The sequence below is a fragment of the Phytopseudomonas daroniae genome (genome assembly GCF_004327275.1).
Classification (GTDB): domain Bacteria; phylum Pseudomonadota; class Gammaproteobacteria; order Pseudomonadales; family Pseudomonadaceae; genus Aquipseudomonas; species Aquipseudomonas daroniae.
Window position 1 is genome coordinate 13,285 of record NZ_QJUJ01000013.1, and the last position, 22,687, is coordinate 35,971.

Here is a 22,687-nt window from a genome sequence, read left to right on the forward strand (position 1 = left end):
CAAACCTTGCCCATTCCCTCCCCCCACGCTAAAGTCCTCCCGTCACGGTAAATCCCGTGACCGGGTGTAGGAACCCGATCCCACGAAGGCGCGGTAGCGCCATAGCCGAGAGCAGGCGCTTTTTTTATGCCTGCTGTTTTCTCGCGCATTTATGGCGGGCCGTGTGAGGCAGGCCTCGGCCTGGCCGGCGTCCTTCGTGGCCGGTATTCCTACCCTTGCACGGTCCGCCACCCAAACCCGTAGGAAGGTTGGTTGGCGGCTCCTTAAATTCACGAAGGAGCATAAGGAAAATGCACTATCCCCCTTTTACCCAAGGGCACCGCCCTGGGCTACCGACTGTCGTGTCGACTTCCCTCCTGGAGGTGCCGCATGAGCCGTCCTGAATCCGTCGTTGTCCCCCTCCCGACGCCGCCGAACCCGTTGCAGAGCCATGTGGCCGATGAGTGCTGGGTTCAGGCTGCATTCGAGTATCGGGCGGCGCTGCTGGCCAAGCTGCTCAGGCGTATGCCGCAGCAGGAGCTGGCGGATACCACCAGTGCACTGCTCAGCGAGCTGATCGTGCTTTACCGCCAGGCCATCAACCAGGCGCACGGGAGGGCCGAGCATGATTGAGCGGCAGTGTTACTTCACTCATCTGCCGGCACATGATGGGCAACCAGCCGCGGCCTGCGGCTGGGGCGAGAACCGCCAGGCGAGCCTCACCCATGGCGCGCAGCAGACACAGACCCGGCTGGTCGATGCCGACAGTGGCTGGCTGTGGGCCAACCTGCTGATCGAGCGCCAGCCGTTCCCGCCGGGTGCTCAGCGCCATGCCTTCGAGCTGGGCCTTCTCAGCCGCATTCACCAGCGCCGGTGTTCGCCCTTGGGTGGCGGGCATCTGGCACGGCCCACGGAGTCGCGGTTGTAGGCAGGCAAGCGGTGGGCTGCGTTACGCGGCCCGCCGCTCGGTATCACGGCTGCGCTGGCACACACCGACAGACGCTGTGCCAGATTCCTGCGGGCAGCACGCGCCCTGCTCTCGCCAGCGTCACACCACCGCAGCCGCAACCGCCCTGGAACGCCACGCAAACCCCAACACCATCAACAGCCCCAGCGCCGCCATCGCCGCCCCCGCCAGTGAAATCGCCGGGTAGCCCAACCCCGCGTTGATCACCGCGCCGCCCAGCGCCGCGCCAATCGCATTGCCGAAGTTGAAGGCGCCGATATTCACCGCCGAGGCCAGGTTGGGCGCGTCCTTGGCGGCTTCCATTACGCGCATCTGCAACGGCGGCACCAGGGCGAAGCTGGCGATACCCCAGATCAGGATGGCCACGGCGGCTGGCAGCGGCCAGCGCATCAGTACGGTGAACGCCAGCAAGACGATAATCAGCACGCTCAGCGAAACGATCAGGGTGCGGTCTATCGAGCGATCGGCGGCCTTGCCGCCCCACATGTTGCCCAGCGTGAGGCCCACGCCGTACAGCACCAGCATGGCGGTGATGAAGGCGGTGGACGCATGGGTCTCGCTGCTGAGGATCGGCGCGATATAGGTGAATACGGTGAACATCGCACTCGAGCCAACCACGGTCAGGGCCAACGCCCCCAGCACCGGGCCACGGCCCAGCGCGCGAATTTCGGCCATTACACCGACGCTTTTCGGCGCCGGCAGGTTGGGCAAGGCGAACCACAACGCGGCCATGGCCACCACGCCGAGGCCGGTAATACCCCAGAATGCGGTGCGCCAACCGAGCACTTCACCAAACCAGGCAGCCAGCGGTACACCGCCGATGGTCGCCAGGGTCAGGCCCATGAACATGGCCGCCACCGCCCCGGCACGTTTTTCCGGGGCGACCACGCTGGCGGCGACGATGGAGCCGACGCCAAAGAACGCGCCGTGGTTCAGTGAGGTCACCACCCTGGCGAACATAAGGCTGTAGTAATCGGTCGCCAGGGCCGACATCAGGTTACCCAGGGTGAAAATCGCCATGAGGCCGATCAGCAGATAGCGCCGGGGAATCCTGCCGGTGGTCAGGGTCATCAGCGGCGCGCCGAGCAGTACGCCCAGGGCGTAAGCACTGACCAACAGGCCTGCGGCGGGAATGGAAACGCCGAGATCCGCAGCGATGCCCGGCAACATGCCCATGGGGGCGAACTCGGTAACGCCGATGCCAAAGGCACCAATGGCGAGTGCTACAAGGGGTGGATTGATACGCATGGAAGGCTCCTTATCTATGCCGCGAATGATAGGATCCAGCCTTTTCAGGCGGTAGATAGCTTTTCTGGAAAGCACCTTTGCGTACGGAGCACAAATGGACGTCAACGGCAGGTCAGGTGAAATGGGCGTATTCACCACGGTGGCGCAGGAAGGCAGCCTGTCGGCCGCCGCGCGGGCACTGGGGCTGACACCCTCGGCGGTCAGCCGGATCATCGCGCGTACCGAACAACGTCTCGGCACCCGCCTGCTGTTGCGCACCACCCGGGCGATCACCTTCACCGCCGAGGGCGAGGCTTACCTGCGCGGCGCCCGGCGTATCCTGGCCGACATGGCCGAGGTCGAAGAAGCCATCGCCGACCAGGGCGTACCCAGGGGCCGATTGCGGGTAAGCGCCGCCCTCGGCCATGGGCGGCTGGCCATCGTTCCCCTGGTGGCCGCCTTCAGCGCCCGTTACCCGAACATCGTCGTCGATCTCACCCTCGGCGACGAAGTGGTCGACATTCTCGGCGGCCAGGCCGACGTGGCGGTACGCTTCGGCCATCTGCCCGACAGCCCGCTGACCGCACGCAAGATCGGCGACACCGGCCAGGTAGTGGTGGCTTCGCCCGAATACCTGCAACGCCATGGCACACCCCAGGAACCGGAAGACCTACTAAGGCACAACTGCTTGCGCTTCAACTTCCGCCGTGCCGAACCCAATTGGCCGTTCATCCGCGACGACAAAGAGTTTTCCCTGAAGGTCAGCGGCAATATCGAATGCAGCAGTGGTGAGGCACTGGCACAACTCGCACGGGTAGGTGCCGGCATCGCGCGTATCGGCGAATTCAGCGTGGCAGAGGATCTGCAGCGCGGCGACCTGGTGCCGCTGCTGCAAGCCTGGAACCCCGGCGACCGGGAACCGATTCATGCAGTGTTCGTTGGCGGTTCGGCAATGCCGGCGCGGGTACGGGTGTTCGTGGATTTTCTGATCGAGCATCACCGGCTGTAAGCGCCAGTTGAAGACCCTCGAAGTTGGCAGGCCCCTGTAGATCAGCGGCAACAGGGCAATAGCAGCCGTTATCAACGTGGACGACGCTTCACCTACGCGGCCCGACCCGTCCACCATTCGGCAATCGCGACGGTGGACAAGAAAAGCGTTGTCCACCCTACGACCTAGCCCAGATAACGCCCTGCCCGCTCAGTGATTCACGCAGAGCAGAAACAGCAGATACAGCCCGAATCCCACGACCGGCAGCAAATGCCACAGGTTGGACAACCAAGGCGCCGAGTTCAGGTAGCCGACGATCAGCAGGCCCGCGGTGAATATCGAGATGGCCGGTAGCAGCAACATCAGGCTCGACAGCAGGCGATCCTGGAACGGCGTCAGCTCGCTGTGGTTGGCGAGAGCAGCACCGGAAAACACAACGAGCAGGCCCTGCAGGCCTGCGAAAAACAACTGGCCAATCACTCCAATGATCAATGCCGTGAGAGACATGGGCTCGCTTCCTTTCATTCACCCGGTTGTAGATTGGCCAGCAGCTTGCCGGTGAGTGCATGCAACTGCTGTTTTTCCTCGTCACTGAGGGCAGCCAGAAGGCGTTGCAGGTTATCAACGTGGGCACTGAGCATGCTGTCGATCAGTTCATACCCCACCGGCGTCAGCGCCACCAGGATGCCGCGGCGGTCGGTCGGGTGCCTGCGTCGCTCGATCAGTCCGGCTTTTTCCAGGCGGTCGATACGGCTGGTCATGCCGCCCGAGGAAATCATCGCGCTCTCATACAACGCCGTGGGCATCAGCGCGTAGGGCTCGCCTGAACGGCGCAAGGTAGCGAGCAGGTCGAATTCACCGGCCTGCAGGCCGTGCGCGGCGAAGAACGGCAGCAGGTGATCGCGGCTGATGACATGGGACAGTTCGCCCAGGCGACCGATCACCGCCATGGCGAATCCGTCCAGATCCGGGCGTTGCTGTTGCCACTGCTCGGTGGCCAGTTGTGCACGATCCCGCATGCCGCCCTCGATTTATCTTGCCATCAAGATACTTATCAAAAAGAATGTTGCCATCTTAGCGTATTCATCGGATGAGGCCAGCCATGTCACCTGCCAATTCACGCCCGCTCCTGGCGCTTCTGCTGTTGCTCGGCATCGGTGCCCTGATGGGGTTGACCAGCAATCTGGTGAAACTGGCTGCCAGCACGGGCTGGTCACCCGTGGCCTATCTGCTGTGGAGCCTGCTCGGCGGCGGCCTGCTGTTGCTCCTGTTCACCCGCATCCGCGGCGAAACGCCCGGCCTGGCGCCCCGTCTGCAACGCTACTATCTGGTCTCCGGCCTGCTCGGCATCGCCCTGCCCAATGGCCTGTTGTTCAGCGCCATCCCCCATGTCGGTGCCGGCTTCGCTTCCCTGTGCCTGGCGTTTCCGCCGCTGATCACCTACCTGCTGGCCCTGGCCTTGCGCATGGAGCCCATGAGCCGCGTGCGCCTGCTCGGTATCTGCATCGGCCTGGGCGGCAGCCTGCTGCTGGCGCTGGACAAGCTGCACAGCGGCGACAGCCCGCTGCCGTGGGTCATCGCCGCGCTGGCCGTGCCGCTGTTCCTGGCCCTGGGCAATATCTACCGTTCGCGCTGCTGGCCACCCGGTGCCAGCCCGCTGTCGCTGGCCCCCGGCATGCTGCTGGGTGGCGCCCTGCTCCTGCTGCCTCTGGCACTGTTCGAGGTAAGGCTCGCCCCCACCCTGGACAGCGGGCTGGCGATCGCCCTGCTGCTGGCGCAGATGGCCCTGTTCGCCATCGTCTACGCCCTGTATTTCGTGCTGCAGAAACTGGCTGGCGCGGTGTTCCTCAGCCAGATCGGCTCGGTGGCGGCGATGCTCGGTGCGGCCATGGCCATCGGCCTGCTGGACGAGCGCGGCAGCCTGGCGATGCTGCTGGCGGCGCTGTGCATCGTCGGCGGCGTGCTGCTGGTCGCCTGGCGTGGCGCGCAGGAGAACACGCGATGAAACATCAGCCCCTGCTGTTGGTCGCCATCGTCCTGCTCGGCCTGAACCTGCGCCCGGTGCTGGCGGCGGTCGGCCCGCTGCTCGACCGCATCCAGCTCGACACCGGCCTGGGTCATGTCGGCGCCAGCCTGCTGACCAGCCTGCCCATCGTGATCATGGGCCTGGGCGTCCTGGCTGCCGGTGTGTTGCGCCAGTACACCGACGACCTGCGGCTGAGCTGGCTGGCCATGGCCGTAGCCACCCTGGCGCTGATGGCCATGGCCGCGCGTTTCAAGCCGGGCAGCGGGCACTTTCACACGCGAACCGGCTGATGCCCTCAGGCGCGGCGCTCACGCAGGTAGGCGATGACCGCCGCTTCATCGCCGGCGAACTCGATTCGCTCGGCCTTGCTGTCGCGCTGATAGGCGTACATCGGGTCGTAGTACTCACGCAGCAGACCTTCGATCCAACCACGGTGCAGCTCTACCGTACCGCTGCGCCGCTGCTCGTCCAGGGCAGCCTGCATGATGGCCAGCAGGCGCTGATGGCGCTCACCGCCCAGGCGTTTGTGGATATTGTTCAGGCTCTGCAGCAGCCGCTCGGCGAACAGTCCGAAGCCGCTGTCTTCACCCTGCACGCCGATGAACTCGGCGCACAGATTGACCACGTAGTCGCGCAGGATCCGTTCGACACGGTTGTCGAAACTGTCCTCCAGCCAGACCAGCGGATAGCGCTGCATACCCTGGTACAGCGCCAGCGGCACGTTGCAGCTACCGACGATACGCCCCTCGTCTTCCACCACGAACTGCTCGATGCCCGCCGCACGCTTCTTGAGGATGTCGATGGCCAGGCTGTTCTCGAAGTCGATCTGTGCCGGCTGGCCGGTGGCGCGTTTGCCAAAGCTGGAGCCGCGATGATTGGCATGGCCTTCCAGATCCAGGGCATTGGGCAGTTGCGCCAGCACATCGGTCTTGCCGGTACCGGTCATGCCGCCGACGACCACGAACCGACACTGCTCCACCGCCTGTTCGAGGGTCTCCAGCAGGAAGGTACGCATGGCCTTGTAGCCACCGACCACCCGCGGGTAGTCGATGCCGGCCTCCTTGAGCCATTGCTGGACGATCTGCGAACGCAACCCGCCGCGGAAGCAGTACAGATAGCCCTGGGGATTGGCCTCGGCGAAGGCCACCCAGGCTTCGACCCGTTGCGCCTTGGTCTGGCCGCCGACCAGTTGGTGGCCCAGCTCGATGGCGGCTGCCTGGCCGTGCTGCTTGTAGCAGGTGCCGACTTTCTGCCGCTCCAGGTCGTTCATCAGCGGCAAGTTGACGACGCCAGGGAAGGCACCTTTGACGAACTCCACCGGTGCACGGGTATCCATCATCGGTACATCGGTGAGAAACAGCTCGCGGTAGTTGTGGGCGTCGTCGCGCATCAGAACACCTCTACCGCGTGACGCTGTCGTTCGACCAGCACACCGATGGGCGCCAGTTCCAGCCCCAGTTCGGCGGCGAGCGCAAGGAACTCGGCCTCGCCCTGCTCGCTGACGGCGATCAACAGACCGCCGCTGGTCTGCGGATCACAGAGCAGGTCGCGCTGCTCGTCACTGAGCGCCTCGATGCGCTCGCCGTAGCTGTCGAAATTGCGCAGCGTGCCACCCGGTACGCAACCCTCGGCGAGGTAGTGCTCGACGCCCGGCAGGCGCGGCACGGCGGCATAGTCCAGGCGCGCGCTGAGCCGCGCGCCGTCGGCCATTTCCACCAGGTGCCCGAGCAGGCCAAAGCCGGTGACGTCGGTCATCGCCGTGACCCCACCGAGTTTGCCGAAGCGGCTGCCCGGCTTGTTCAGGGTGCACATCCAGTCACGGGCCAGGCCGACGTCTTCGGCACGCAGCCTGGCTTTTTTCTCAGCGGTGGTGAGAATGCCGATACCCAGCGGCTTGGTCAGGTACAGCGTGTCGCCGACCTGGGCGGTGTCATTGCGTTTCATGTGTTTCTTCTGCACCACGCCGGTTACCGCCAGGCCGAAGATCGGCTCCGGCGCGTCGATGGAATGCCCGCCGGCCAGCGGAATACCGGCGGCATCGCAGACTGCGCGGCCACCCCGAATCACCTCGCGTGCGACTTCCGGCGGCAACAGATTGACCGGCCAGCCGAGAATGGCGATGGCCATCAGCGGGTCGCCGCCCATGGCGTAGATGTCGCTGATCGCATTAGTAGCCGCGATGCGACCGAAGTCGAAGGGGTCGTCGACGATGGGCATGAAGAAGTCGGTGGTCGAGACCACGCCGCGCTCCTCGTCGAGGGCGTACACGGCGGCATCGTCCCGGGAGGCATTGCCCACCCAGAGATTCGGGTCGAGATTCTGTGCGCCGCTGCCTGCGAGGATTACCTCCAGCACCTTGGGGGAAATCTTGCAGCCGCAACCGGCACCATGGCTGTACTGGGTCAGGCGGATCGGCTCACTCATGGCAATGCTCTCGGCAACTGGGAAACAGGGCGCGGATTCTAGCAAAGCTGGTCTTTCTCGCGGCGCCTCCTATAATCGCCGCGCTCTCTAACGAATCCTTTGCAGCGCCTGTCTTGGCGCTGCTATCCGTTTTTTCCGCTATTGAACCGGAGAACTCCCATGCTCAAGCGCACCCTGGCGCTCGCCGCCGGCCTCGCCCTGTCGGTTTCCGCCCTGACTGCCCACGCCGCCGAAACCCTGCGCGTGTCGGCCATTCCCGACGAGGCGCCGACCGAACTGCTGCGCAAGTTCAAGCCGCTGGGTGCCTACCTTGAGCAGCAATTGGGCATGAAGGTCGAGTTCGTCCCGGTGGCGGACTACCCGGCAGTGGTCGAGGCGCTGGCCACCGATCGCCTCGACATGGCCTGGCTGGGCGGTTTCACCTTCGTGCAAGTGCATCTGAAGACGGGCAACGCCATTCCCCTGGTGCAGCGCGAACAGGATGCCGAGTTCACCAGCACGTTCATCACCGCCGACCCGAACGTGAAGTCGCTGGCCGACCTGAAGGGCAAGACCTTCGCCTTCGGCTCGGTGTCGTCCACCTCGGGCAGCCTGATGCCGCGCTACTTCATGCTGCAGGACGGTATCAAGCCGGAAACCTTCTTCAGCCGCGTGGCCTACTCCGGTGCCCATGACGCCACCGCCGCCTGGGTGCAGGCTGGCAAGGTCGATGCCGGCGTGCTCAACGCCAGCGTATGGGACAAGCTGGTCAACACCGGCAAGGTCGATACCGACAAGGTCAAGGTGTTCGCCACCACACCGACTTACTTCGATTACAACTGGACGGTACGCGGCACCCTCGACCCGGCGCTGGCCGAGAAGATCAAGCAGGCCTTCCTGACCCTCGACCCGGCCAATCCGGAGCACAAGGCGATCCTCGATCTGCAGGCGGCGAGCCGCTTCATCGACACCAAGCCCGAGAACTACAAGGGCATCGAAGAGGCTGCCCGTGCTGCCGACCTGCTGAAATGACCCTGCGCCTGTCCGGCATCGGCCTCAGGCACGGCAACGGCGTTCAGGCACTCGAGGATCTGCACCTGAGCATCGCTCGCGGCGAGCGGGTGGCGATCATCGGCCCGTCCGGCGCCGGCAAGTCGAGCCTGCTCAATCTGCTGGCCACGGCGCTGGCACCGAGCACTGGCGAGCTTGAGGTGCTTGGTGAAAGCCCCTGGCAACTGTCGAGCCGCCAACGTCAGCGGCTGCGCGCGCGCATCGGCCTGATTCATCAGGCGCCGCCGCTGCCTGCGCGGCAGCGGGTGATCACTGCGGTGCTGGCCGGCAAGCTCGGCCAGTGGAGCCTGGGCAAGAGCCTGCTGAACCTGCTGCACCCACTGGACATTCCCGGCGCACGCGCCGAGCTGGCGCAGCTGGATCTGGCCGACAAGCTGTTCGCCCGCTGCGGCCAGTTGTCTGGCGGTCAGTTGCAACGGGTCGGCATTGCCCGGGCCCTGTATCAGGCGCCAGAGCTGCTGCTCGCCGACGAACCGGTCTCGGCGATGGATCCGCGCCTGGCCGAGCACACGCTGTCGCTACTCTGCCGCCATGCAGAGGCCAATCAGGTGACCTTGGTCGCCAGCCTGCATACGGTGGAACTTGCCCTGGCGCATTTCCCGCGCATCATCGGCATCCGCGATGGGCAGGTCGTCTTCGACCTGAACGCCAGCGAAGTCGACCGGCAGCGCCTGGATGCCTTGTATGCCAACGAGCAACTGAGCCCGGCACCCCACAGCGAGGCGTCCGCCAGCCTTTGGGCACCGCGATGCTGAGAAGCGACCGGCGCGATCCCGCGGCCGCTCCACGTCTGCTCCTGAGCCTGCTGGCCCTTGCCCTGCTATGGCCGGGTATCCGGCTGGCCGAGCTGGATCTGACGGTACTGCTGCAGCCGGACAGCAGCCAGTCGATGGGCAGCTTCCTCAAGGACTTCTGGCCGCCGGCTCAGGATGCCGACTTCCTTGCCCTGCTGCTGGACGCCACCCTGCAGACCCTGGCCATCGCCACCGCGGGCATGGCCCTGGCTTTGCTGCTGGCGGTGCCGGCAAGCCTGCTGGCCAGCCGCGCGCTGTCCTTGTCGGCGGCGTCCCGCGGCGGGCGCCCCAGCCTGCTCGGTCAATGTCTGCGCTGGCCGGTGCGCGGGTTGCTGATCATCCTGCGCAGCGTGCCGGAAATCGTCTGGGCACTGCTGTTCGTGCGTGCCGTCGGCCTCGGCCCTACCGCGGGCGTGCTGGCCATCGCCATCACCTACGCGGGGATGCTCGGCAAGGTCTATGCGGAAATCTTCGAATCGGTGGATCAACGTCCGGTGCACGCCCTGCTGCAATCGGGCAGCGGACGCCTGGCGGCATTCGCCTACGGTGTGTTGCCCAATGCGGCGGCGGAACTGACCTCTTACACGGTGTACCGCTGGGAATGCGCGGTACGCGCCTCGGTGGTGATGGGTTTCGTCGGCGCTGGAGGCCTGGGTCAACAGATCGACCTGTCCATGCGCATGTTCGCCGGTGCCGAGGTAGCGAGCATGTTACTGACCTTCCTGGTGCTGGTGCTACTGGCCGACCAGCTCAGCCGCCTGCTGCGCGGGAGGTTCGCATGAAGCGCCTGGGTAACGGCTTGCTGGTGCTGGCTATCACCGCCGCGGTGATCGGCTCCTTCCTTTACCTCGGCCTGGATCTGCTCAGCCTGGTCAGCGGTGACAGCCTCGGGCAGATGGGCAGCTACGCGCTGCGCTTCATGAGCCCGGATTTCAGCAGCGAGCACCTGCAGGCCACTGCTCGGGGTGCCATGGAAACCCTGGCCATGTCGGCGCTGGGCACCCTGCTCGCCGCCCTGCTGGGCCTGTTCCTCGCCCTGCCTGCGGCTGGTCGCCTGGGCTGGCCGCTGCAAAGCGTCACGCGTTTGCTGCTCAATGCCCTACGCGCCATCCCCGAGCTGGTCTGGGCGGTGCTGATGGTACTGGCCGCCGGCCTCGGCCCCAACGCCGGCACCCTGGCCCTGGCACTGCACACCGCCGGAGTGCTTGGCCGGCTGTTCGCCGAAGCGCTGGAAAACACACCACAGGAGCCGGCCGCGGCCATTCGCTTGCAGGGTGGCGGAGCGTGGATGGCCTTCTGTTACGGCACCCTGCCTTCCCTGTGGCCACAGCTGCTGGCCTACACCCTCTATCGCTGGGAAAACAATATCCGCATGGCGGCGATCATGGGCTTCGTCGGTGCAGGCGGGTTGGGCCAGATGCTGTACGTGAGCCTCAGCCTGTTTCAGGAAGCCCAGGCCAGCACGGTAATCCTTGCCATGTTGCTGCTGGTGCTCGCGGTGGATGCCTTCAGCGGCTGGACGCGGCAGCGCTGGGTGCGCAATTAATCCCGGACAGGCTTCGCCTGCTGGCGAGAAGATCAAACGGCACATCGCGCCTCCGTCAGGGCTCGATCGACCCTGCCAGCCGCCACCCAGGGCTCTGTACAGCGCCACCAGGGCCAGCGAGGTGGCCTGGCTGCTGTCCACCAGTTCCTCCTCGTTGACCAGCAAGGCGTGCTGCACCGATAGCACGTTGAGGTAGTCCACCGTGCCCTGGGCGTATTGCTGCTCTTCACGGCTTTGCGCCACGGCCTCTTGCAGATGATCGTGACGGCGTTGCTGGACCTGGTAGGCGGCCATGGCGTCGTCCACTTCATGCCAGGCGCCGAGTACGGTGCGCTGGTAAGCGCGTACCAACGAACCGCGGTACTGAAGTGCAATGAAAAAGGCCCTGCAGTGCAGGGCCTCCGGTACAGCATGCGGCGGGCTATTTGCTGCCGAGCTTCTTCAACTCTTCGTCACGCAGCTCGCGGCGCAGGATCTTGCCGACATTGGTGGTCGGCAGGCTCTCGCGGAACTCGACCTGCTTGGGCCGCTTGTAGCCGGTGAGGTTGTCGTGCATGTGCTGCAGGACTTGCTCCTTGGTCAGGGTCATGCCCGGCTTGACCACCACGAACACCTTGATCGACTCCCCGGAGCGCTCGTCCGGCACACCGATGGCGGCGCACTGCAGCACGCCCGGCAGGGTCACCAGCACGTCTTCCAGCTCGTTCGGGTAGACGTTGAAGCCGGACACCAGAATCATGTCCTTCTTGCGGTCGACGATACGAATGTAGCCATCTGGCTGGATGATGCCGATGTCGCCGGTCTTGAACCAGCCGTTGGCATCGATCACTTCGTCGGTGGCTTCCTGGCGCTGCCAGTAGCCCTTCATCACCTGCGGGCCCTTGATGCACAGCTCGCCGGTTTCGCCCAGCGCCAGGTCGTTGCCCTGGTCGTCGATCACTTTGAACTCAGTGGACGGCACCGGAATACCGATGGTGCCCATCTGGATATTGGTGATGGGGTTGACCGAGGCCACGGGGCTGGTTTCCGTCAGGCCGTAGCCTTCGCAGATGGCGCAGCCGGTCACCTGTTTCCAGCGCTCGGCCGCCGCTTGCTGCAGCGCCATGCCACCGGACAGGGTGACCTTGAGCTTGGAAAAATCGAGCTTCTGGAAGCCGTCGTTGTTGCTCAGCGCCACGAACAGGGTATTGAGGCCAACGAAACCACTGAACTGGAACTTGGACAGATCCTTGACCATGGTCGGCAGATCACGCGGATTGGTGATCAGCACGTTGTGGTTGCCGCAGTGCATCATCGCCATGCAGTGAAAGGTGAAGGCGTAGATGTGGTACAGCGGCAAAGGTGCGACCAGGATCTCGCTGCCTTCGTTGAGGTTGGAACCCATCAACTCGCGGCATTGCAGCATGTTGGCGATCAGGTTGCGGTGGGTCAGCATCGCGCCCTTGGCCACACCGGTGGTACCGCCGGTGTATTGCAGCACGGCGACCTCGTGAGCAGCGGGGCTGGCCTCGCTCACCGCCTTGCCACGGCCTTGGCTCAGGGCATCGGTGAGTTTGATGGCGGCTGGCAGGTTGTAGGCCGGCACCATCTTCTTCACATACTTGACCACGGCGTTGACCAGCAGGCGCTTGAGCGGCGACAGCATGTCGCCGACCTCGGTGACGATCACCGTCGTCACGCCGGTCTTGGGCACCACCTGCTCGGCCAGGTGGGCCATGTTGGCCAGGCAGACCAGCGCCTTGGCACCGGAATCCTTGAACTGGTGTTCCATTTCCCGGGCGGTGTACAGCGGGTTGGTGTTGACCACCACCAGCCCGGCACGCAGAGCACCGAAAACCACCACCGGATATTGCAGAACGTTGGGCAGTTGCACGGCGATGCGGTCGCCGGGCTGCAGATCCGTGTGCTGCTGCAGGTAGGCAGCGAAATGACCGGACAGCTCGAACAGCTGACCGTAGGTGAGGGTCTTGCCCAGATTGGTGAACGCGGGCTTGTCGGCGAACCGCTGGCAGGACTGCTTCAGCACCGCCTGAACGTTGGGGTACTGGTCGGGATCGATCTCGGCCGCGATCCCCTCGGGATACTTGTCCGTCCAGAAGTTTTCGGTCATGGACACCCACTCCTAAGCAACAGCTTGTCTTCACCGCGTATGCGGTTGTTTGTTGTATGTATGCCTACTGTTCGGCCCCTATGAGGCGAAAGCGGGCCGAGAGTAGCAGAGTTGCCAGATACCGACCAGAGCTCGAAACGGCCAGCCAGTATCGAAAGTGACCAAAAAAAATTAATAGTCACAAAGCTTTTTCAACCGCGATTGATCTGCAGAAGTCATCGGACGGCAGGCAAGGCCCATGATAGACGCCTGCAACTTTTTCTGCCGGGCGAGATTGGCAATAGAGAGAAGGGATCGAAAGAGCTATAGAGCAGCGACGACGGCGGCTACGTCCAACCTCGGTCGAGTAGCGTGGGTCGAGCGCAGTCGTAGGATGGGTGAAACCCATCAATTGCCGATGGGTTTCACCTACGCGGCCCGACCCATCCTACGGACTAGAAGCGCGATCCGCGGGACAGCTTGAGCCGCGCAGGCGCCACTCGACGGCGAGTGAGGGGTTGGCAACCATCCGGCCGGCGCCTCTAACTTGCCGCTTGAAGCTTGCGGCTTGTAGCTCTAATCACGCAGCTCACGCCGCAGGATCTTGCCTACCGGTGTCATTGGCAACGAATCCCGGAAGACGATGTGCCGCGGTACCTTGTAGCCCGTGAAGTTGTCCTTGCAGTAAGCCTTCAGCTCTTCGGCCGTGAGGCTGCTGTCGCGCTTGACCACGAACAGCTTGACCGCCTCCCCGGACTTTTCATCGGGTACGCCGATGGCCGCGCAACTGGCCACCTTGCTATGGGCCATCACCACATCCTCGATCTCATTGGGGTACACGTTGAAGCCGGAGACGATGATCATGTCCTTCTTGCGGTCGACGATGTGCACGAAGCCATCCTCGTCGATCACCGCGATATCGCCGGACTTGAACCAGCCTTCGGCATCCAGCACCTCGGCGGTGGCGTCCGCTCGATTCCAGTAGCCCTTCATCACCTGCGGGCCTTTGATGCATAGCTCGCCCCGCTCGCCCAGCGGCAGTTCGTTGCCGTCGTCATCGATGATCTTGAAGGCGGTTGCCGGCACCGGAATGCCCACAGTGCCCAGCCGCGCATACTCGCCGTAGGGGTTGGCGCTGGCTATCGGCGAGGTCTCGGTGAGGCCGTAGCCTTCGACCACCGTACAACCCGTCAGGCTCTGCCAGCGTTCGGCAGTGGCCTTGACCAGGGCGGTGCCGCCCGAATTGGTGACCTTGAGGTGGCTGAAGTCGAGTTTCCTGAAGTCCGGATGATCCATCAACGCCACGAACAGAGTGTTGAGCCCCAACAGCGCGGAGAACTCCCATTTACCCAGTTCCTTGATGAAACCGGGAATATCGCGCGGGTTGGTGATCAGCACGTTGTGGTTGCCGTTGACCATCATGCACATGCAATTCACGGTGAAGGCATAGATGTGATAGAGCGGCAGCGGCGCGATCATCACCTCCTGGCCGCGCTTCATCAGCGGGACGCCGTCAGGGCCGTGCTGGGACATGCAGGCGTCGGCCTGCAGCATGTTGGCGATCAGGTTGCCGTGGGTGAGCATGGTGCCCTTGGCTACGCCGGTGGTGCCGCCGGTGTATTGCAGCACGGCAATATCGTCCTGCACGGCGGTGACCGGCCGGGCCGACAGGCTGGCGCCTTCGCGCAGCACCTGCTTGAACGACAGCGCCTGGGGCAGATGGTAGTCGGGCACCATCTTCTTGACCTTCTTCACCAGGGTATTGACCAGCCAGCCCTTGAGCGTGGGCAGCATGTCACCCATGCGCGCTTCGATCAGGTAGTCGATATCGCTGTCGGGCAGCACTTCCTGCACCAGCTTGCCGAACATGTTCAGGTACACCAGCGCGCGCACCCCGGCGTCCTTGAACTGGTGACGCATCTCGCGGGCGGTATACAGCGGGTTGGTGTTGACCACGATCAGGCCGGCGCGCAGCGCACCGAACACCGCGATGGGGTACTGCAGTACGTTGGGCATCTGCACGGCGATGCGGTCGCCGGGTTTGAGATCGGTGTGCTGCTGCAGGTAGGCGGCGAACGCGCCGGAAAGCTCATCCAGCTCTCCGTAGCTCAGCGTTCTGCCCAGGTTGCTGAAGGCGGGCCGATCCGCAAAGGTCTTGCAGGAGCGTTCGAACACTTCGACCACCGACTGGTAGGCGCTCATGTCGATATCGTTGGGCACGCCAGCGGCGCGTTTGTCGTTCCAGAAATCAGGTTGCATTGTTGTTGTCCTCATTTCCCTGAATATCCGTTGAGCCTCAAGGCTCCAGTGAACTTAGCAGCCGACCACCTGCTCGCAAACCTACAATCAATACCGTGAATTTCAGCCCCTGCGCGGTCTACAATGCGCGGCATACGCAGGCTCAAGGAATTGCCATGCAGCACCGCACCTTTTGGCTCGACAGCAGTGATGACGTCCCCCTGTACGTCAACCACTGGCATGCCGAGCGCGCCCCCAGGGCGGTGCTGATGCTCGCTCACGGCATGGCCGAGCACAGCGGCCGCTACGCCCGCCTGGCCGAAGCCTTGGTAGCGGCTGGTTTCGACCTCTACGCTCACGATCAACGCGGCCATGGGCAGACGGCGCAGCACGGCAGCCTTGGCCATTACGCTGATCGGGATGGTTGGGCACGGGTGGTAGGCGATCTCTCGACGCTCAATCACCACATCCGTCAGCAATGGCCACAGGCACCGATCTTTCTGTTCGGCCACAGCATGGGTAGCTTCATCACCATGGCCTACCTGATGCGCCACAGCAGCAGCGTGCAGGGCGCGGTTCTGTCCGGCTCCAACTATCAGCCATTGCGGGTTTACCAGGCTGCCACGCTGATCGCCCGCTTCGAGCGCTGGCGCCAGGGTGCGAATGGCCGCAGTGGGCTGATCGACTGGCTGTCGTTCGGCACCTTCAACAAGGCCTTCAAACCTGCCCGTACCGCTTTCGACTGGCTCAGCCGTGACGCGACAGAGGTCGACCGCTACATCGCCGACCCACTGTGCGGATTTCGCTGCAGCAACCAGTTATGGCTCGATTTGCTCGAAGGCCTGCAACAGATCACCCCGACCGCCCACCTGAAGCAGATCGATCCGTACTTGCCCGTGCTGATCATCGGGGGCGACCATGACCCGGTGAGCCAGGGCCAGCGCCTGCAACACCTGGCCGACGCCCTGAACCGCTCAGGGCATACCCGCACGACACTCAAACGTTACCCCCAGGCCCGCCACGAACTGCTCAACGAGCTGAACCGTGACGAGGTCACCCGCGACCTGATCGACTGGCTGGAACAGGCACTGGAGCAGCCCCGCCAGCGACCATCACTTCCTCAGGAACCCAATCCATGACACAAAGCAGCAACACGCCCTACGACAGTCTCGAAGTCGGCCAGACCGCCACCTACAGCAAAACCGTGGAAGAACGCGACATCCTGCTGTTCGCCGCCGTCTCCGGCGACCATAACCCGGTGCATCTGGACGCCGAGTATGCGGCCACCACCATGTTCCGCGAGCGCATTGCCCACGGCATGTTCAGCGGCGCGCTGATCAGTGCGGCGGTGGCCTGCACCCTCCCCGGCCCAGGCACCATCTACGTGGGCCAGCAGATGAGCTTCCAGAAACCGGTCAAACTCGGTGACACGCTCACCGTACGCCTGGAAATCCTCGAGAAACTGCCGAAATTCCGCGTGCGCATCGCCACCCGTGTGTTCAACCAGAACGACGAGCTGGTGGTAGACGGCGAAGCGGAAATCATCGCGCCGCGCAAGGCGCTGACTGTCGAACTGGCTACCCTGCCGCCGATCAGCATCGGCTGATGCCCTCGCGAGCGCAGGCCTCCAGGTCTGCGCCCCTCTCCCCTGACTCCCCCTGGAGCACCCCATGTCCCTGTCCATGTACAACATCTCGATTCCGGTCTTCACTCGCCAGTTGAACAATCTGTCGACCATCCTCGGCATCGCTGCGGCCAACGCCGAAACCCGCAAGATCGAGCAGAGCGTCTTTCTCAACGCACGTCTGGCAGCGGACATGTTCCCGCTCAGCCGCCAGGTGCAGATCGCTTGCGATACCGCGAAAACCGGCGCCGCCCTGCTGGCAGGCATCGAAGCACCGAGCTACGCCGATGACGAGACCAGCATCGCCGAATTGCAGGCGCGCATCGCCAAGACCCTGAGCTTCCTGCAGGGCATCAGCACCGCGCAGCTCGATGGCAGTGAAGATCGCACCGTGACGCTCAAGCGTCGTGACAAGGAAACCCACTTCCTGGGGCTGGCCTTTCTGCTCGATCACGTATTGCCGAACTTCTATTTCCACCTGACGACCACCTACGCCATCCTGCGCCACAATGGTGTCGGGATCGGCAAGCGCGACTTCCTCGGCACCCGCTGAGAACCTGCTCGAGATTTTTGTAAGGGCATTGATGGACTGCTGCTGGCCGTCCCACCCGTAGGGTGGATCGGGGCGCGTAGCTGACGCTCTTTTCATCCGCCACTCTAGTCCGCCATGGTGGACAAAAAGAGCGTTGTCCACCCTACGTCCGCTCCCGCCACCTTGCAGGCAAAAACGTCTTGAGTCGCCCGTGACCTGTTGGTGCATGCCCAGAAGGCATCGCACCAAGACAGGTCAAATCTGGTTATCTTCAACAAAGATAATCGGCAGAAGCGCTGAAAATCCGCATTTCATTGTGCGCATTGCACAACCCGCACTGTACGACCTGCCAAACCCATCACTTGGCACGTCACCTGCTATAGCCATGCCTTCCCTCACCCCCGTGGAGCTAGGCCATGACGCATCCCACCACCGACAGCGACTACCCCCTGAGCGAGGTTCCGGCAGGCGCCCGCAAGGGTCTGTTCTCCACCTCGATCATGTTGTTCTCCTTCACTTTCTTCACCGCCACCATGTTCGCGGGCGGCAAGATCGGCATGGCCTTCGACTTCACCACCCTGATCTGGGCGGCCGTCATCGGCAACCTGCTGCTCGGCCTGTATGCCGCGGTACTGGGTTTGATCGCCTGCCGCAGCGGCCTGAACTCGGTGCTGATGGGTCGTTTCTGCTTTGGCGAGGCCGGCAGCAAGCTGTCAGACATACTGCTGGGCTTTACCCAGATCGGCTGGTACGCCTGGGGCACGGCGACCGTCGCCATCGTGCTGGTGAAAATCCTCGGCCTGCCGGAAGGCCTGACCACTGCGCTGATGGTGCTGTTCGGCTTCGCTTTCTGCATCACCGCGTTCATCGGCTACAAGGGCCTGGACATCCTTTCGCGGATTTCCGTACCGGCCATGCTCGCCCTGCTGATCTGCTCGCTGTGGATCGCCACCGACGACATTGGCGGCCTCAGCGCGCTGCTGGCCATCGAACCGACCCAGAGCATGACCCTCAGCGTCGCCATCACCATGGTCTTCGGTACCTTCGTCAGCGGCGCCACCCAGGCCACCAACTGGACACGCTTCGCCCGCACCGGCCGTATCGCGATGATCGCCAGCATGGTCGGATTCTTTCTCGGTAACGGCCTGATGATCGTTGCCGGTGCCTATGGCGCTATCGTCTACCAACAGCCGGATGTCGTCGAAGTGCTGGTGCTGCAGGGCCTGTCCATGGCGGCGGTGATTATGCTGTTCCTCAACCTGTGGACGACTCAGGACAACACCATCTACAACTTCGCCGCAGCCGGCTGCAACCTGCTGCGCACCGGGCGCCGCAAGACGGTCACCGTGGTTGGCGCCGGCATCGGCACCCTGCTGGCCATCGGCGGCATGTACGAGCTGCTGATCCCCTTCCTGATCCTGCTCGGCTCGATCATCCCGCCGATTGGCGGGGTGATCATGGCGGACTACTTCTACGGTCATAAGGGCCGCTACCCGCTGCTCGCCGACACGCGCCTGCCCGCCTTCAACTGGGTCGGCCTGGGTGCCTATACCGTCGGTGCGCTGTGCGCCTACTTCTCGCCCTGGGTCGCGCCCCTGGTCGGTATCGCCGTCGCTGGACTGGTGTACGTCAGCCTGTTCGAAGCGAAGAAAGTGTTCGCCGCTCGCGGCCTGGTCGCCGACGCATGAGCCTGAGCGTCGCCGATGTACTGGCCCTGCCCGGCCTGCATGACCTGCGCCTGCGCGCGGGTCAGGCGGCGCTGGGCAACCCGGTGCGCTGGCCATACGTGGCCGAGAATGCAGATATCGCCGATTGGGTGATGGGTGGCGAACTGGTCTTCGTCACCGGGATCAACCACCCCCGTGATGAAGCCAACCTGCTGCTTCTGGTGCGCCAGGCGGTCGAACGCGCCACTGCCGGCCTGGTGATTCTCACCGGTGCCGAGTACATCCAGAGCATCCCGGCAACGGTGCTGGCCGAAGCGGAGCGCCTCGGCCTGCCGCTGCTGGAGCAGCCCTATCAGTTGAAGATGGTGGTGGTGACCCAGGCCATCGGTACCGCCCTGGTACAGCAACAGATGCTCGGCAGTTCGCGCCAGCATGTGCTGGAGCAGTTGCTGGAAGGCGATTACCAGTCGCTCGACATCCTCCTGCAGCGTGCCGCCAGCCTCGACCTGCCCCTCGACGTACCGCGCCAGATCGCTCTGCTGCGCCTGCAGAACAGCGAGCGACTGTTCGACGGTGAGGCGGCCAACAGCGGCGAACGCCTGCTGCGCGACAACCGTCAGTGCCTGCAGCAACGCCTCGAACAGTGCCTGCAGCAACTCGGCGACGCCCTGCCGCTGATCAGCCAGGGCGAGCACTGGATCGCCCTGCTGCCGTGCACGAACAATCAGGACGAACAACGCAACCGCCGGCTGCTGATGGCGCTACTCGGCGAACTGGACGAGCGTCTGCAGCCCCAGCGCCTGGTGCTCGGTCTCAGTACCGGCAATCATTATCCGGAGCGCCTGGCCCGCGCCCTGGGCCAGGCCCGCCAGGCGCTGGTTGCCGCACAGGCCTTTCCCGAGCGGCTGGGGCTGTGCAGCTTCAACGAACTGGGAGTGATCGAACTGCTCGCCGCCATCCGTGATCGCAGCCTGCTCGAACGTTTCGTCGAACGCACGCTGGGCCCGTTGATCGGCGATGACTCGCGTCATGAACCAGTGCTCATGCCCACCCTGGAAGCCTGGTTCTTTGAGAACGCCAACCTGGCCCTGGCCGCGCAACGCCTGGGCGTGCACCGCAATACCCTGAGCTACCGTGTACAGCGTATCGAAGCGCTGACCGGCTGCTCCTTCGATGATCCTCACGACCGGCTCAATATCAGCATTGCCCTGCTGATCCGCCGCCTGTCGTCTCATAGCCTGCCAAGGAGTACCCCATGAACATCGTCAACGCCCGCCTGCGTGGCCGCGAAGGCCTTTACCGTATCGTCCTGGACGGCCCGAAGATCGCCGCCATCGCTGCACAGCCGGACACCCTCAGCGCCAGCACAGGTGATCTGGACGCCGCCGGCAACCTGGTGGTGCCGCCCTTCGTCGAGCCGCACATCCACCTCGACGCCACGCTGACCGCCGGCGAGCCGGCCTGGAACATGAGTGGCACGCTGTTCGAAGGCATCGAACGCTGGGCCGAGCGCAAGGCTCTGGTTACCCACGAGGACACCAAGACCCGTGCCCGCAAGACCATCGACATGCTGGTCGACCACGGTATCCAGCACGTGCGTACCCATGTCGACATCACCGACCCGACCCTGGCCGCGCTGAAGGCGATGCTCGAAGTCCGTGAAGAAACCCGCCACCTGATCGACCTGCAGATCGTCGCCTTTCCCCAGGAGGGCATCGAGTCCTACGCCAATGGTCGCGCGCTCATGGAGCGGGCCGTGGAACTGGGCGCCGATGTGGTCGGCGGCATTCCGCACTTCGAGAACACCCGCGATCAGGGCGTCAGCTCGATCAAGTTCCTGATGGATCTGGCCGAACGCAGCGGCTGCCTGGTCGACGTGCACTGCGATGAAACCGATGACCCGCAGTCGCGCTTTCTCGAAGTGCTGGCCGAAGAAGCCCGCGTACGCGGCATGGGCGAACGCGTCACCGCCAGCCATACCGTGGCCATGGGTTCCTACGACAACGCATATTGTTCGAAGCTGTTCCGTTTGCTGAAGATGTCGAAGATCAACTTCGTCTCCTGCCCCACCGAGAGCATCCACCTGCAGGGGCGCTTCGACAGCTACCCGAAACGCCGCGGCCTGACCCGTGTGGCGGAAATCGATCGTGCCGGCATGAACATCTGCTTCGGCCAGGATTCCATCGTCGATCCGTGGTACCCGCTGGGTAACGGCAACATCCTGCGCATCCTCGAAGCCGGCCTGCATATCTGCCACATGCTCGGCTACAGCGACCTGCAACGCAGCCTGGATCTGATCACCGACAACAGCGCACGCACCCTCAACCTGGGCGAACGTTATGGCCTGGAAGTGAACCGCCCGGCCAATCTGTTGATTCTCTCGGCGCCCGACGACTACGAGATGATCCGCACCCAGGGTTACGCGCTGGTATCGGTTCGTCACGGCGAAGTGCTGATGCGCAGAACCCCGGCGAGCGTGCAGCGCGGCTGATCGGCCTGCAGTTCACACCGGGAGCCCGCGTCTGCCTGCCGGCAGCTAGCGAACGACAATCGCCAGATACCACATTTGTAGGAGCCCCGCCCCGGGGCGAATCGTGGGCACATCGCGATATCGGTGTTGCCTGAGCCATTCGCCGCAAGGCCGCGGCTCCTGCAGATTGAACGGCCTTGAACGCTTTACTCCACCCGTACGCTGGCGGTCATGCCGGCGCTCAGTTGAACGTTTTCCGGCACTGCATCGAGCTTGATGCGCACCGGAATACGCTGGGCCAGGCGTACCCAGTTGAAGGTCGGCTCGACATTGGCCAGCAATTGGCCGTCCGGGCTGGCGTTGCGGTCGGTGATGCCGCGGCTGATGCTTTCCACCTCGCCACGAATCTCCTGCTCGCCACCCATCAGCCAGACCTCGACCGGTGCGCCGACCTGAATACGCGGCAGCTTGGTCTCCTCGAAATACGCCTGCACGTAGAACGATCCGGTATCGACCAGCGCCATCACCGACTGGCCGGCCGTCACGTAGTTGCCCTGGGCCAACACCAGGTTGGTGACCTGGCCATCACGCGGCGCCCGCACTTCGCTGCGCGCCAGGTTGAGCTGGGCGATACGCAGGTCGGCCTGGGCCTCGCGGAATTCGCTGCGCGCCATCTCGGCGCTGATCTGTGCATTCTCGCGCAGCTCGGCGCTGATAGCCTGCGAGCCAAGGCGGGCACGCCGGGAGGCTTCGTGCTCGCGCAGGCTGAGTTGCTGCTTGCGGATGTCCACCACGGCCTGGGCCTTTTCCACCGCGGCCTGGTAACGGTCGCGGTCGATGGTCATCAGCAGGTCGCCAGCCTCCACCTGCTGGTTATCGCGCACCTTGAGCTCGACCACCCAGCCCGATACGTCCGGCGCGATGGTCACCACGTCGGCCCGCACCCGGGCGTCGCGGGTCCAGGGCGAATACATGTAGTGCTGCCAGATCCAGGAGCCGGCGAGAATCGCCGCAACCACCATGGCCAGGGTAATGCCGACGCGAATCGTCGAACGCATGTTCTATC

23 protein-coding genes and 1 pseudogene are annotated in these 22,687 nt (G+C 63.9%); 15 read left to right on the forward strand and 9 right to left on the reverse strand.

What is annotated here, in order from left to right; translation table 11 throughout:
• Positions 1-369 precede the first annotated feature (369 nt).
• On the forward strand, positions 370-612 hold the full coding sequence (locus tag DNK10_RS23180; RefSeq protein WP_131193179.1) for a hypothetical protein: 243 nt from the start codon (positions 370-372) through the stop codon (positions 610-612).
• On the forward strand, positions 605-907 hold the full coding sequence (locus DNK10_RS23185; protein WP_131193180.1) for a LasR-specific antiactivator QslA: 303 nt from the start codon (positions 605-607) through the stop codon (positions 905-907). The genes DNK10_RS23180 and DNK10_RS23185 overlap by 8 nt, the downstream gene beginning before the upstream one ends.
• Before the next feature lie 120 nt (positions 908-1,027).
• Here DNK10_RS23185 and DNK10_RS23190 read toward each other — a convergent pair whose 3' ends face one another.
• Positions 1,028-2,194, reverse strand: a complete 1,167-nt coding sequence (locus tag DNK10_RS23190) for an MFS transporter (RefSeq protein ID WP_131193181.1) — start codon at positions 2,192-2,194, stop codon at positions 1,028-1,030.
• Between the two features lie 94 nt (positions 2,195-2,288).
• On the opposite strand from DNK10_RS23190, the gene DNK10_RS23195 reads away from it, so the two are divergent.
• Complete coding sequence (locus DNK10_RS23195) at positions 2,289-3,182, forward strand: LysR family transcriptional regulator (RefSeq protein ID WP_131193182.1); 894 nt, start codon at positions 2,289-2,291, stop codon at positions 3,180-3,182.
• 189 nt (positions 3,183-3,371) lie between these two features.
• Here the strand turns inward: DNK10_RS23195 and DNK10_RS23200 are convergent, their stop codons facing one another.
• Together DNK10_RS23200 and DNK10_RS23205 are read right to left on the reverse strand one after the other, a co-directional pair.
• Positions 3,372-3,668 carry a hypothetical protein gene (locus tag DNK10_RS23200; protein ID WP_131193183.1) on the reverse strand — a complete coding sequence of 99 codons (297 nt, stop codon included), beginning with the start codon at positions 3,666-3,668 and terminating at the stop codon, positions 3,372-3,374.
• Between the two features lie 14 nt (positions 3,669-3,682).
• Positions 3,683-4,180 (reverse strand): MarR family winged helix-turn-helix transcriptional regulator, encoded by a 498-nt coding sequence (locus tag DNK10_RS23205; protein ID WP_131193184.1) that lies wholly within the window; start codon positions 4,178-4,180, stop codon positions 3,683-3,685.
• Positions 4,181-4,263: 83 nt separating this feature from the next.
• On the opposite strand from DNK10_RS23205, the gene DNK10_RS23210 reads away from it, so the two are divergent.
• Together DNK10_RS23210 and DNK10_RS26220 are read left to right on the forward strand one after the other, a co-directional pair.
• The gene (locus tag DNK10_RS23210) at positions 4,264-5,166 is read left to right on the forward strand and encodes a DMT family transporter (protein ID WP_131193185.1); all 903 of its coding nucleotides are present in this window, start codon (positions 4,264-4,266) and stop codon (positions 5,164-5,166) included.
• The gene (locus DNK10_RS26220) at positions 5,163-5,477 is read left to right on the forward strand and encodes a hypothetical protein (protein ID WP_244216306.1); all 315 of its coding nucleotides are present in this window, start codon (positions 5,163-5,165) and stop codon (positions 5,475-5,477) included. The genes DNK10_RS23210 and DNK10_RS26220 overlap by 4 nt, the downstream gene beginning before the upstream one ends.
• Positions 5,478-5,482: 5 nt before the next feature.
• Here DNK10_RS26220 and mnmH read toward each other — a convergent pair whose 3' ends face one another.
• Together mnmH and selD are read right to left on the reverse strand one after the other, a co-directional pair.
• Positions 5,483-6,577 carry a tRNA 2-selenouridine(34) synthase MnmH gene (gene mnmH / locus DNK10_RS23220; protein ID WP_131193186.1) on the reverse strand — a complete coding sequence of 365 codons (1,095 nt, stop codon included), beginning with the start codon at positions 6,575-6,577 and terminating at the stop codon, positions 5,483-5,485.
• Positions 6,577-7,611 (reverse strand): selenide, water dikinase SelD, encoded by a 1,035-nt coding sequence (gene selD, locus DNK10_RS23225; RefSeq protein ID WP_131177721.1) that lies wholly within the window; start codon positions 7,609-7,611, stop codon positions 6,577-6,579. Before selD ends, mnmH begins: the two co-directional genes overlap by 1 nt.
• A 159-nt stretch (positions 7,612-7,770) precedes the next feature.
• Between selD and DNK10_RS23230 the strand changes: the two genes are divergently transcribed.
• Genes DNK10_RS23230 through phnE form a run of 4 tightly spaced genes read left to right on the forward strand, consistent with a single transcriptional unit; the run spans position 7,771 to position 11,001 of the window.
• The gene (locus DNK10_RS23230; RefSeq protein WP_131193187.1) at positions 7,771-8,622 is read left to right on the forward strand and encodes a putative selenate ABC transporter substrate-binding protein; all 852 of its coding nucleotides are present in this window, start codon (positions 7,771-7,773) and stop codon (positions 8,620-8,622) included.
• Positions 8,619-9,416: a phosphonate ABC transporter ATP-binding protein gene (locus tag DNK10_RS23235; protein WP_131193188.1), complete on the forward strand. Its 798-nt coding sequence runs from the start codon at positions 8,619-8,621 to the stop codon at positions 9,414-9,416. Before DNK10_RS23230 ends, DNK10_RS23235 begins: the two co-directional genes overlap by 4 nt.
• Positions 9,410-10,237 (forward strand): PhnE/PtxC family ABC transporter permease, encoded by an 828-nt coding sequence (locus DNK10_RS23240; protein WP_131193189.1) that lies wholly within the window; start codon positions 9,410-9,412, stop codon positions 10,235-10,237. Before DNK10_RS23235 ends, DNK10_RS23240 begins: the two co-directional genes overlap by 7 nt.
• Positions 10,234-11,001, forward strand: coding sequence for a phosphonate ABC transporter, permease protein PhnE (phnE, locus tag DNK10_RS23245; RefSeq protein WP_131193190.1), 768 nt, complete (start codon positions 10,234-10,236; stop codon positions 10,999-11,001). The genes DNK10_RS23240 and phnE overlap by 4 nt, the downstream gene beginning before the upstream one ends.
• A 72-nt stretch (positions 11,002-11,073) precedes the next feature.
• Here the strand turns inward: phnE and DNK10_RS26225 are convergent.
• From DNK10_RS26225 to fadD2, 3 genes and pseudogenes are all read right to left on the reverse strand, one after another.
• A pseudogene (locus tag DNK10_RS26225) lies at positions 11,074-11,340 on the reverse strand (efflux transporter outer membrane subunit); the annotation flags it as partial.
• Positions 11,341-11,422: 82 nt separating this feature from the next.
• Positions 11,423-13,111: a long-chain-fatty-acid--CoA ligase FadD1 gene (gene fadD1, locus DNK10_RS23250; protein WP_131193191.1), complete on the reverse strand. Its 1,689-nt coding sequence runs from the start codon at positions 13,109-13,111 to the stop codon at positions 11,423-11,425.
• Between the two features lie 555 nt (positions 13,112-13,666).
• Positions 13,667-15,349, reverse strand: coding sequence for a long-chain-fatty-acid--CoA ligase FadD2 (gene fadD2, locus DNK10_RS23255; protein ID WP_131193192.1), 1,683 nt, complete (start codon positions 15,347-15,349; stop codon positions 13,667-13,669).
• A gap of 155 nt (positions 15,350-15,504) precedes the next feature.
• On the opposite strand from fadD2, the gene DNK10_RS23260 reads away from it, so the two are divergent.
• From DNK10_RS23260 to codA, 6 genes are all read left to right on the forward strand, one after another.
• Complete coding sequence (locus DNK10_RS23260; RefSeq protein ID WP_131193193.1) at positions 15,505-16,467, forward strand: alpha/beta hydrolase; 963 nt, start codon at positions 15,505-15,507, stop codon at positions 16,465-16,467.
• A complete protein-coding gene (locus DNK10_RS23265; RefSeq protein ID WP_131193194.1) occupies positions 16,464-16,934 on the forward strand; it encodes a MaoC family dehydratase in 471 nt (156 codons plus the stop codon). The genes DNK10_RS23260 and DNK10_RS23265 overlap by 4 nt, the downstream gene beginning before the upstream one ends.
• A gap of 64 nt (positions 16,935-16,998) precedes the next feature.
• Positions 16,999-17,505 carry a DUF1993 domain-containing protein gene (locus DNK10_RS23270; protein WP_131193195.1) on the forward strand — a complete coding sequence of 169 codons (507 nt, stop codon included), beginning with the start codon at positions 16,999-17,001 and terminating at the stop codon, positions 17,503-17,505.
• A gap of 395 nt (positions 17,506-17,900) precedes the next feature.
• Positions 17,901-19,172 (forward strand): cytosine permease, encoded by a 1,272-nt coding sequence (codB, locus tag DNK10_RS23275; RefSeq protein ID WP_131181077.1) that lies wholly within the window; start codon positions 17,901-17,903, stop codon positions 19,170-19,172.
• Positions 19,169-20,410, forward strand: a complete 1,242-nt coding sequence (locus DNK10_RS23280) for a PucR family transcriptional regulator (RefSeq protein WP_131193196.1) — start codon at positions 19,169-19,171, stop codon at positions 20,408-20,410. The genes codB and DNK10_RS23280 overlap by 4 nt, the downstream gene beginning before the upstream one ends.
• Positions 20,407-21,642 carry a cytosine deaminase gene (gene codA, locus DNK10_RS23285; protein ID WP_131193197.1) on the forward strand — a complete coding sequence of 412 codons (1,236 nt, stop codon included), beginning with the start codon at positions 20,407-20,409 and terminating at the stop codon, positions 21,640-21,642. Before DNK10_RS23280 ends, codA begins: the two co-directional genes overlap by 4 nt.
• 185 nt (positions 21,643-21,827) lie before the next feature.
• On the opposite strand, the gene DNK10_RS23290 is transcribed toward codA, so the two are convergent.
• A complete protein-coding gene (locus DNK10_RS23290; protein WP_131193198.1) occupies positions 21,828-22,679 on the reverse strand; it encodes an efflux RND transporter periplasmic adaptor subunit in 852 nt (283 codons plus the stop codon).
• Positions 22,680-22,687 lie beyond the last annotated feature (8 nt).

Bases quoted from the DNA above. Each gene is read 5' to 3' on its own strand.
- DNK10_RS23180 (WP_131193179.1), top strand. From the start codon at position 370: ATGAGCCGTCCTGAATCCGTCGTTGTCCCCCTCCCGACGCCGCCGAAC.
- DNK10_RS23185 (WP_131193180.1), top strand. From the start codon at position 605: ATGATTGAGCGGCAGTGTTACTTCACTCATCTGCCGGCACATGATGGG.
- DNK10_RS23190 (WP_131193181.1), bottom strand. From the start codon at position 2,194: ATGCGTATCAATCCACCCCTTGTAGCACTCGCCATTGGTGCCTTTGGC.
- DNK10_RS23195 (WP_131193182.1), top strand. From the start codon at position 2,289: ATGGACGTCAACGGCAGGTCAGGTGAAATGGGCGTATTCACCACGGTG.
- DNK10_RS23200 (WP_131193183.1), bottom strand. From the start codon at position 3,668: ATGTCTCTCACGGCATTGATCATTGGAGTGATTGGCCAGTTGTTTTTC.
- DNK10_RS23205 (WP_131193184.1), bottom strand. From the start codon at position 4,180: ATGCGGGATCGTGCACAACTGGCCACCGAGCAGTGGCAACAGCAACGC.
- DNK10_RS23210 (WP_131193185.1), top strand. From the start codon at position 4,264: ATGTCACCTGCCAATTCACGCCCGCTCCTGGCGCTTCTGCTGTTGCTC.
- DNK10_RS26220 (WP_244216306.1), top strand. From the start codon at position 5,163: ATGAAACATCAGCCCCTGCTGTTGGTCGCCATCGTCCTGCTCGGCCTG.
- mnmH (WP_131193186.1), bottom strand. From the start codon at position 6,577: ATGCGCGACGACGCCCACAACTACCGCGAGCTGTTTCTCACCGATGTA.
- selD (WP_131177721.1), bottom strand. From the start codon at position 7,611: ATGAGTGAGCCGATCCGCCTGACCCAGTACAGCCATGGTGCCGGTTGC.
- DNK10_RS23230 (WP_131193187.1), top strand. From the start codon at position 7,771: ATGCTCAAGCGCACCCTGGCGCTCGCCGCCGGCCTCGCCCTGTCGGTT.
- DNK10_RS23235 (WP_131193188.1), top strand. From the start codon at position 8,619: ATGACCCTGCGCCTGTCCGGCATCGGCCTCAGGCACGGCAACGGCGTT.
- DNK10_RS23240 (WP_131193189.1), top strand. From the start codon at position 9,410: ATGCTGAGAAGCGACCGGCGCGATCCCGCGGCCGCTCCACGTCTGCTC.
- phnE (WP_131193190.1), top strand. From the start codon at position 10,234: ATGAAGCGCCTGGGTAACGGCTTGCTGGTGCTGGCTATCACCGCCGCG.
- fadD1 (WP_131193191.1), bottom strand. From the start codon at position 13,111: ATGACCGAAAACTTCTGGACGGACAAGTATCCCGAGGGGATCGCGGCC.
- fadD2 (WP_131193192.1), bottom strand. From the start codon at position 15,349: ATGCAACCTGATTTCTGGAACGACAAACGCGCCGCTGGCGTGCCCAAC.
- DNK10_RS23260 (WP_131193193.1), top strand. From the start codon at position 15,505: ATGCAGCACCGCACCTTTTGGCTCGACAGCAGTGATGACGTCCCCCTG.
- DNK10_RS23265 (WP_131193194.1), top strand. From the start codon at position 16,464: ATGACACAAAGCAGCAACACGCCCTACGACAGTCTCGAAGTCGGCCAG.
- DNK10_RS23270 (WP_131193195.1), top strand. From the start codon at position 16,999: ATGTCCCTGTCCATGTACAACATCTCGATTCCGGTCTTCACTCGCCAG.
- codB (WP_131181077.1), top strand. From the start codon at position 17,901: ATGACGCATCCCACCACCGACAGCGACTACCCCCTGAGCGAGGTTCCG.
- DNK10_RS23280 (WP_131193196.1), top strand. From the start codon at position 19,169: ATGAGCCTGAGCGTCGCCGATGTACTGGCCCTGCCCGGCCTGCATGAC.
- codA (WP_131193197.1), top strand. From the start codon at position 20,407: ATGAACATCGTCAACGCCCGCCTGCGTGGCCGCGAAGGCCTTTACCGT.
- DNK10_RS23290 (WP_131193198.1), bottom strand. From the start codon at position 22,679: ATGCGTTCGACGATTCGCGTCGGCATTACCCTGGCCATGGTGGTTGCG.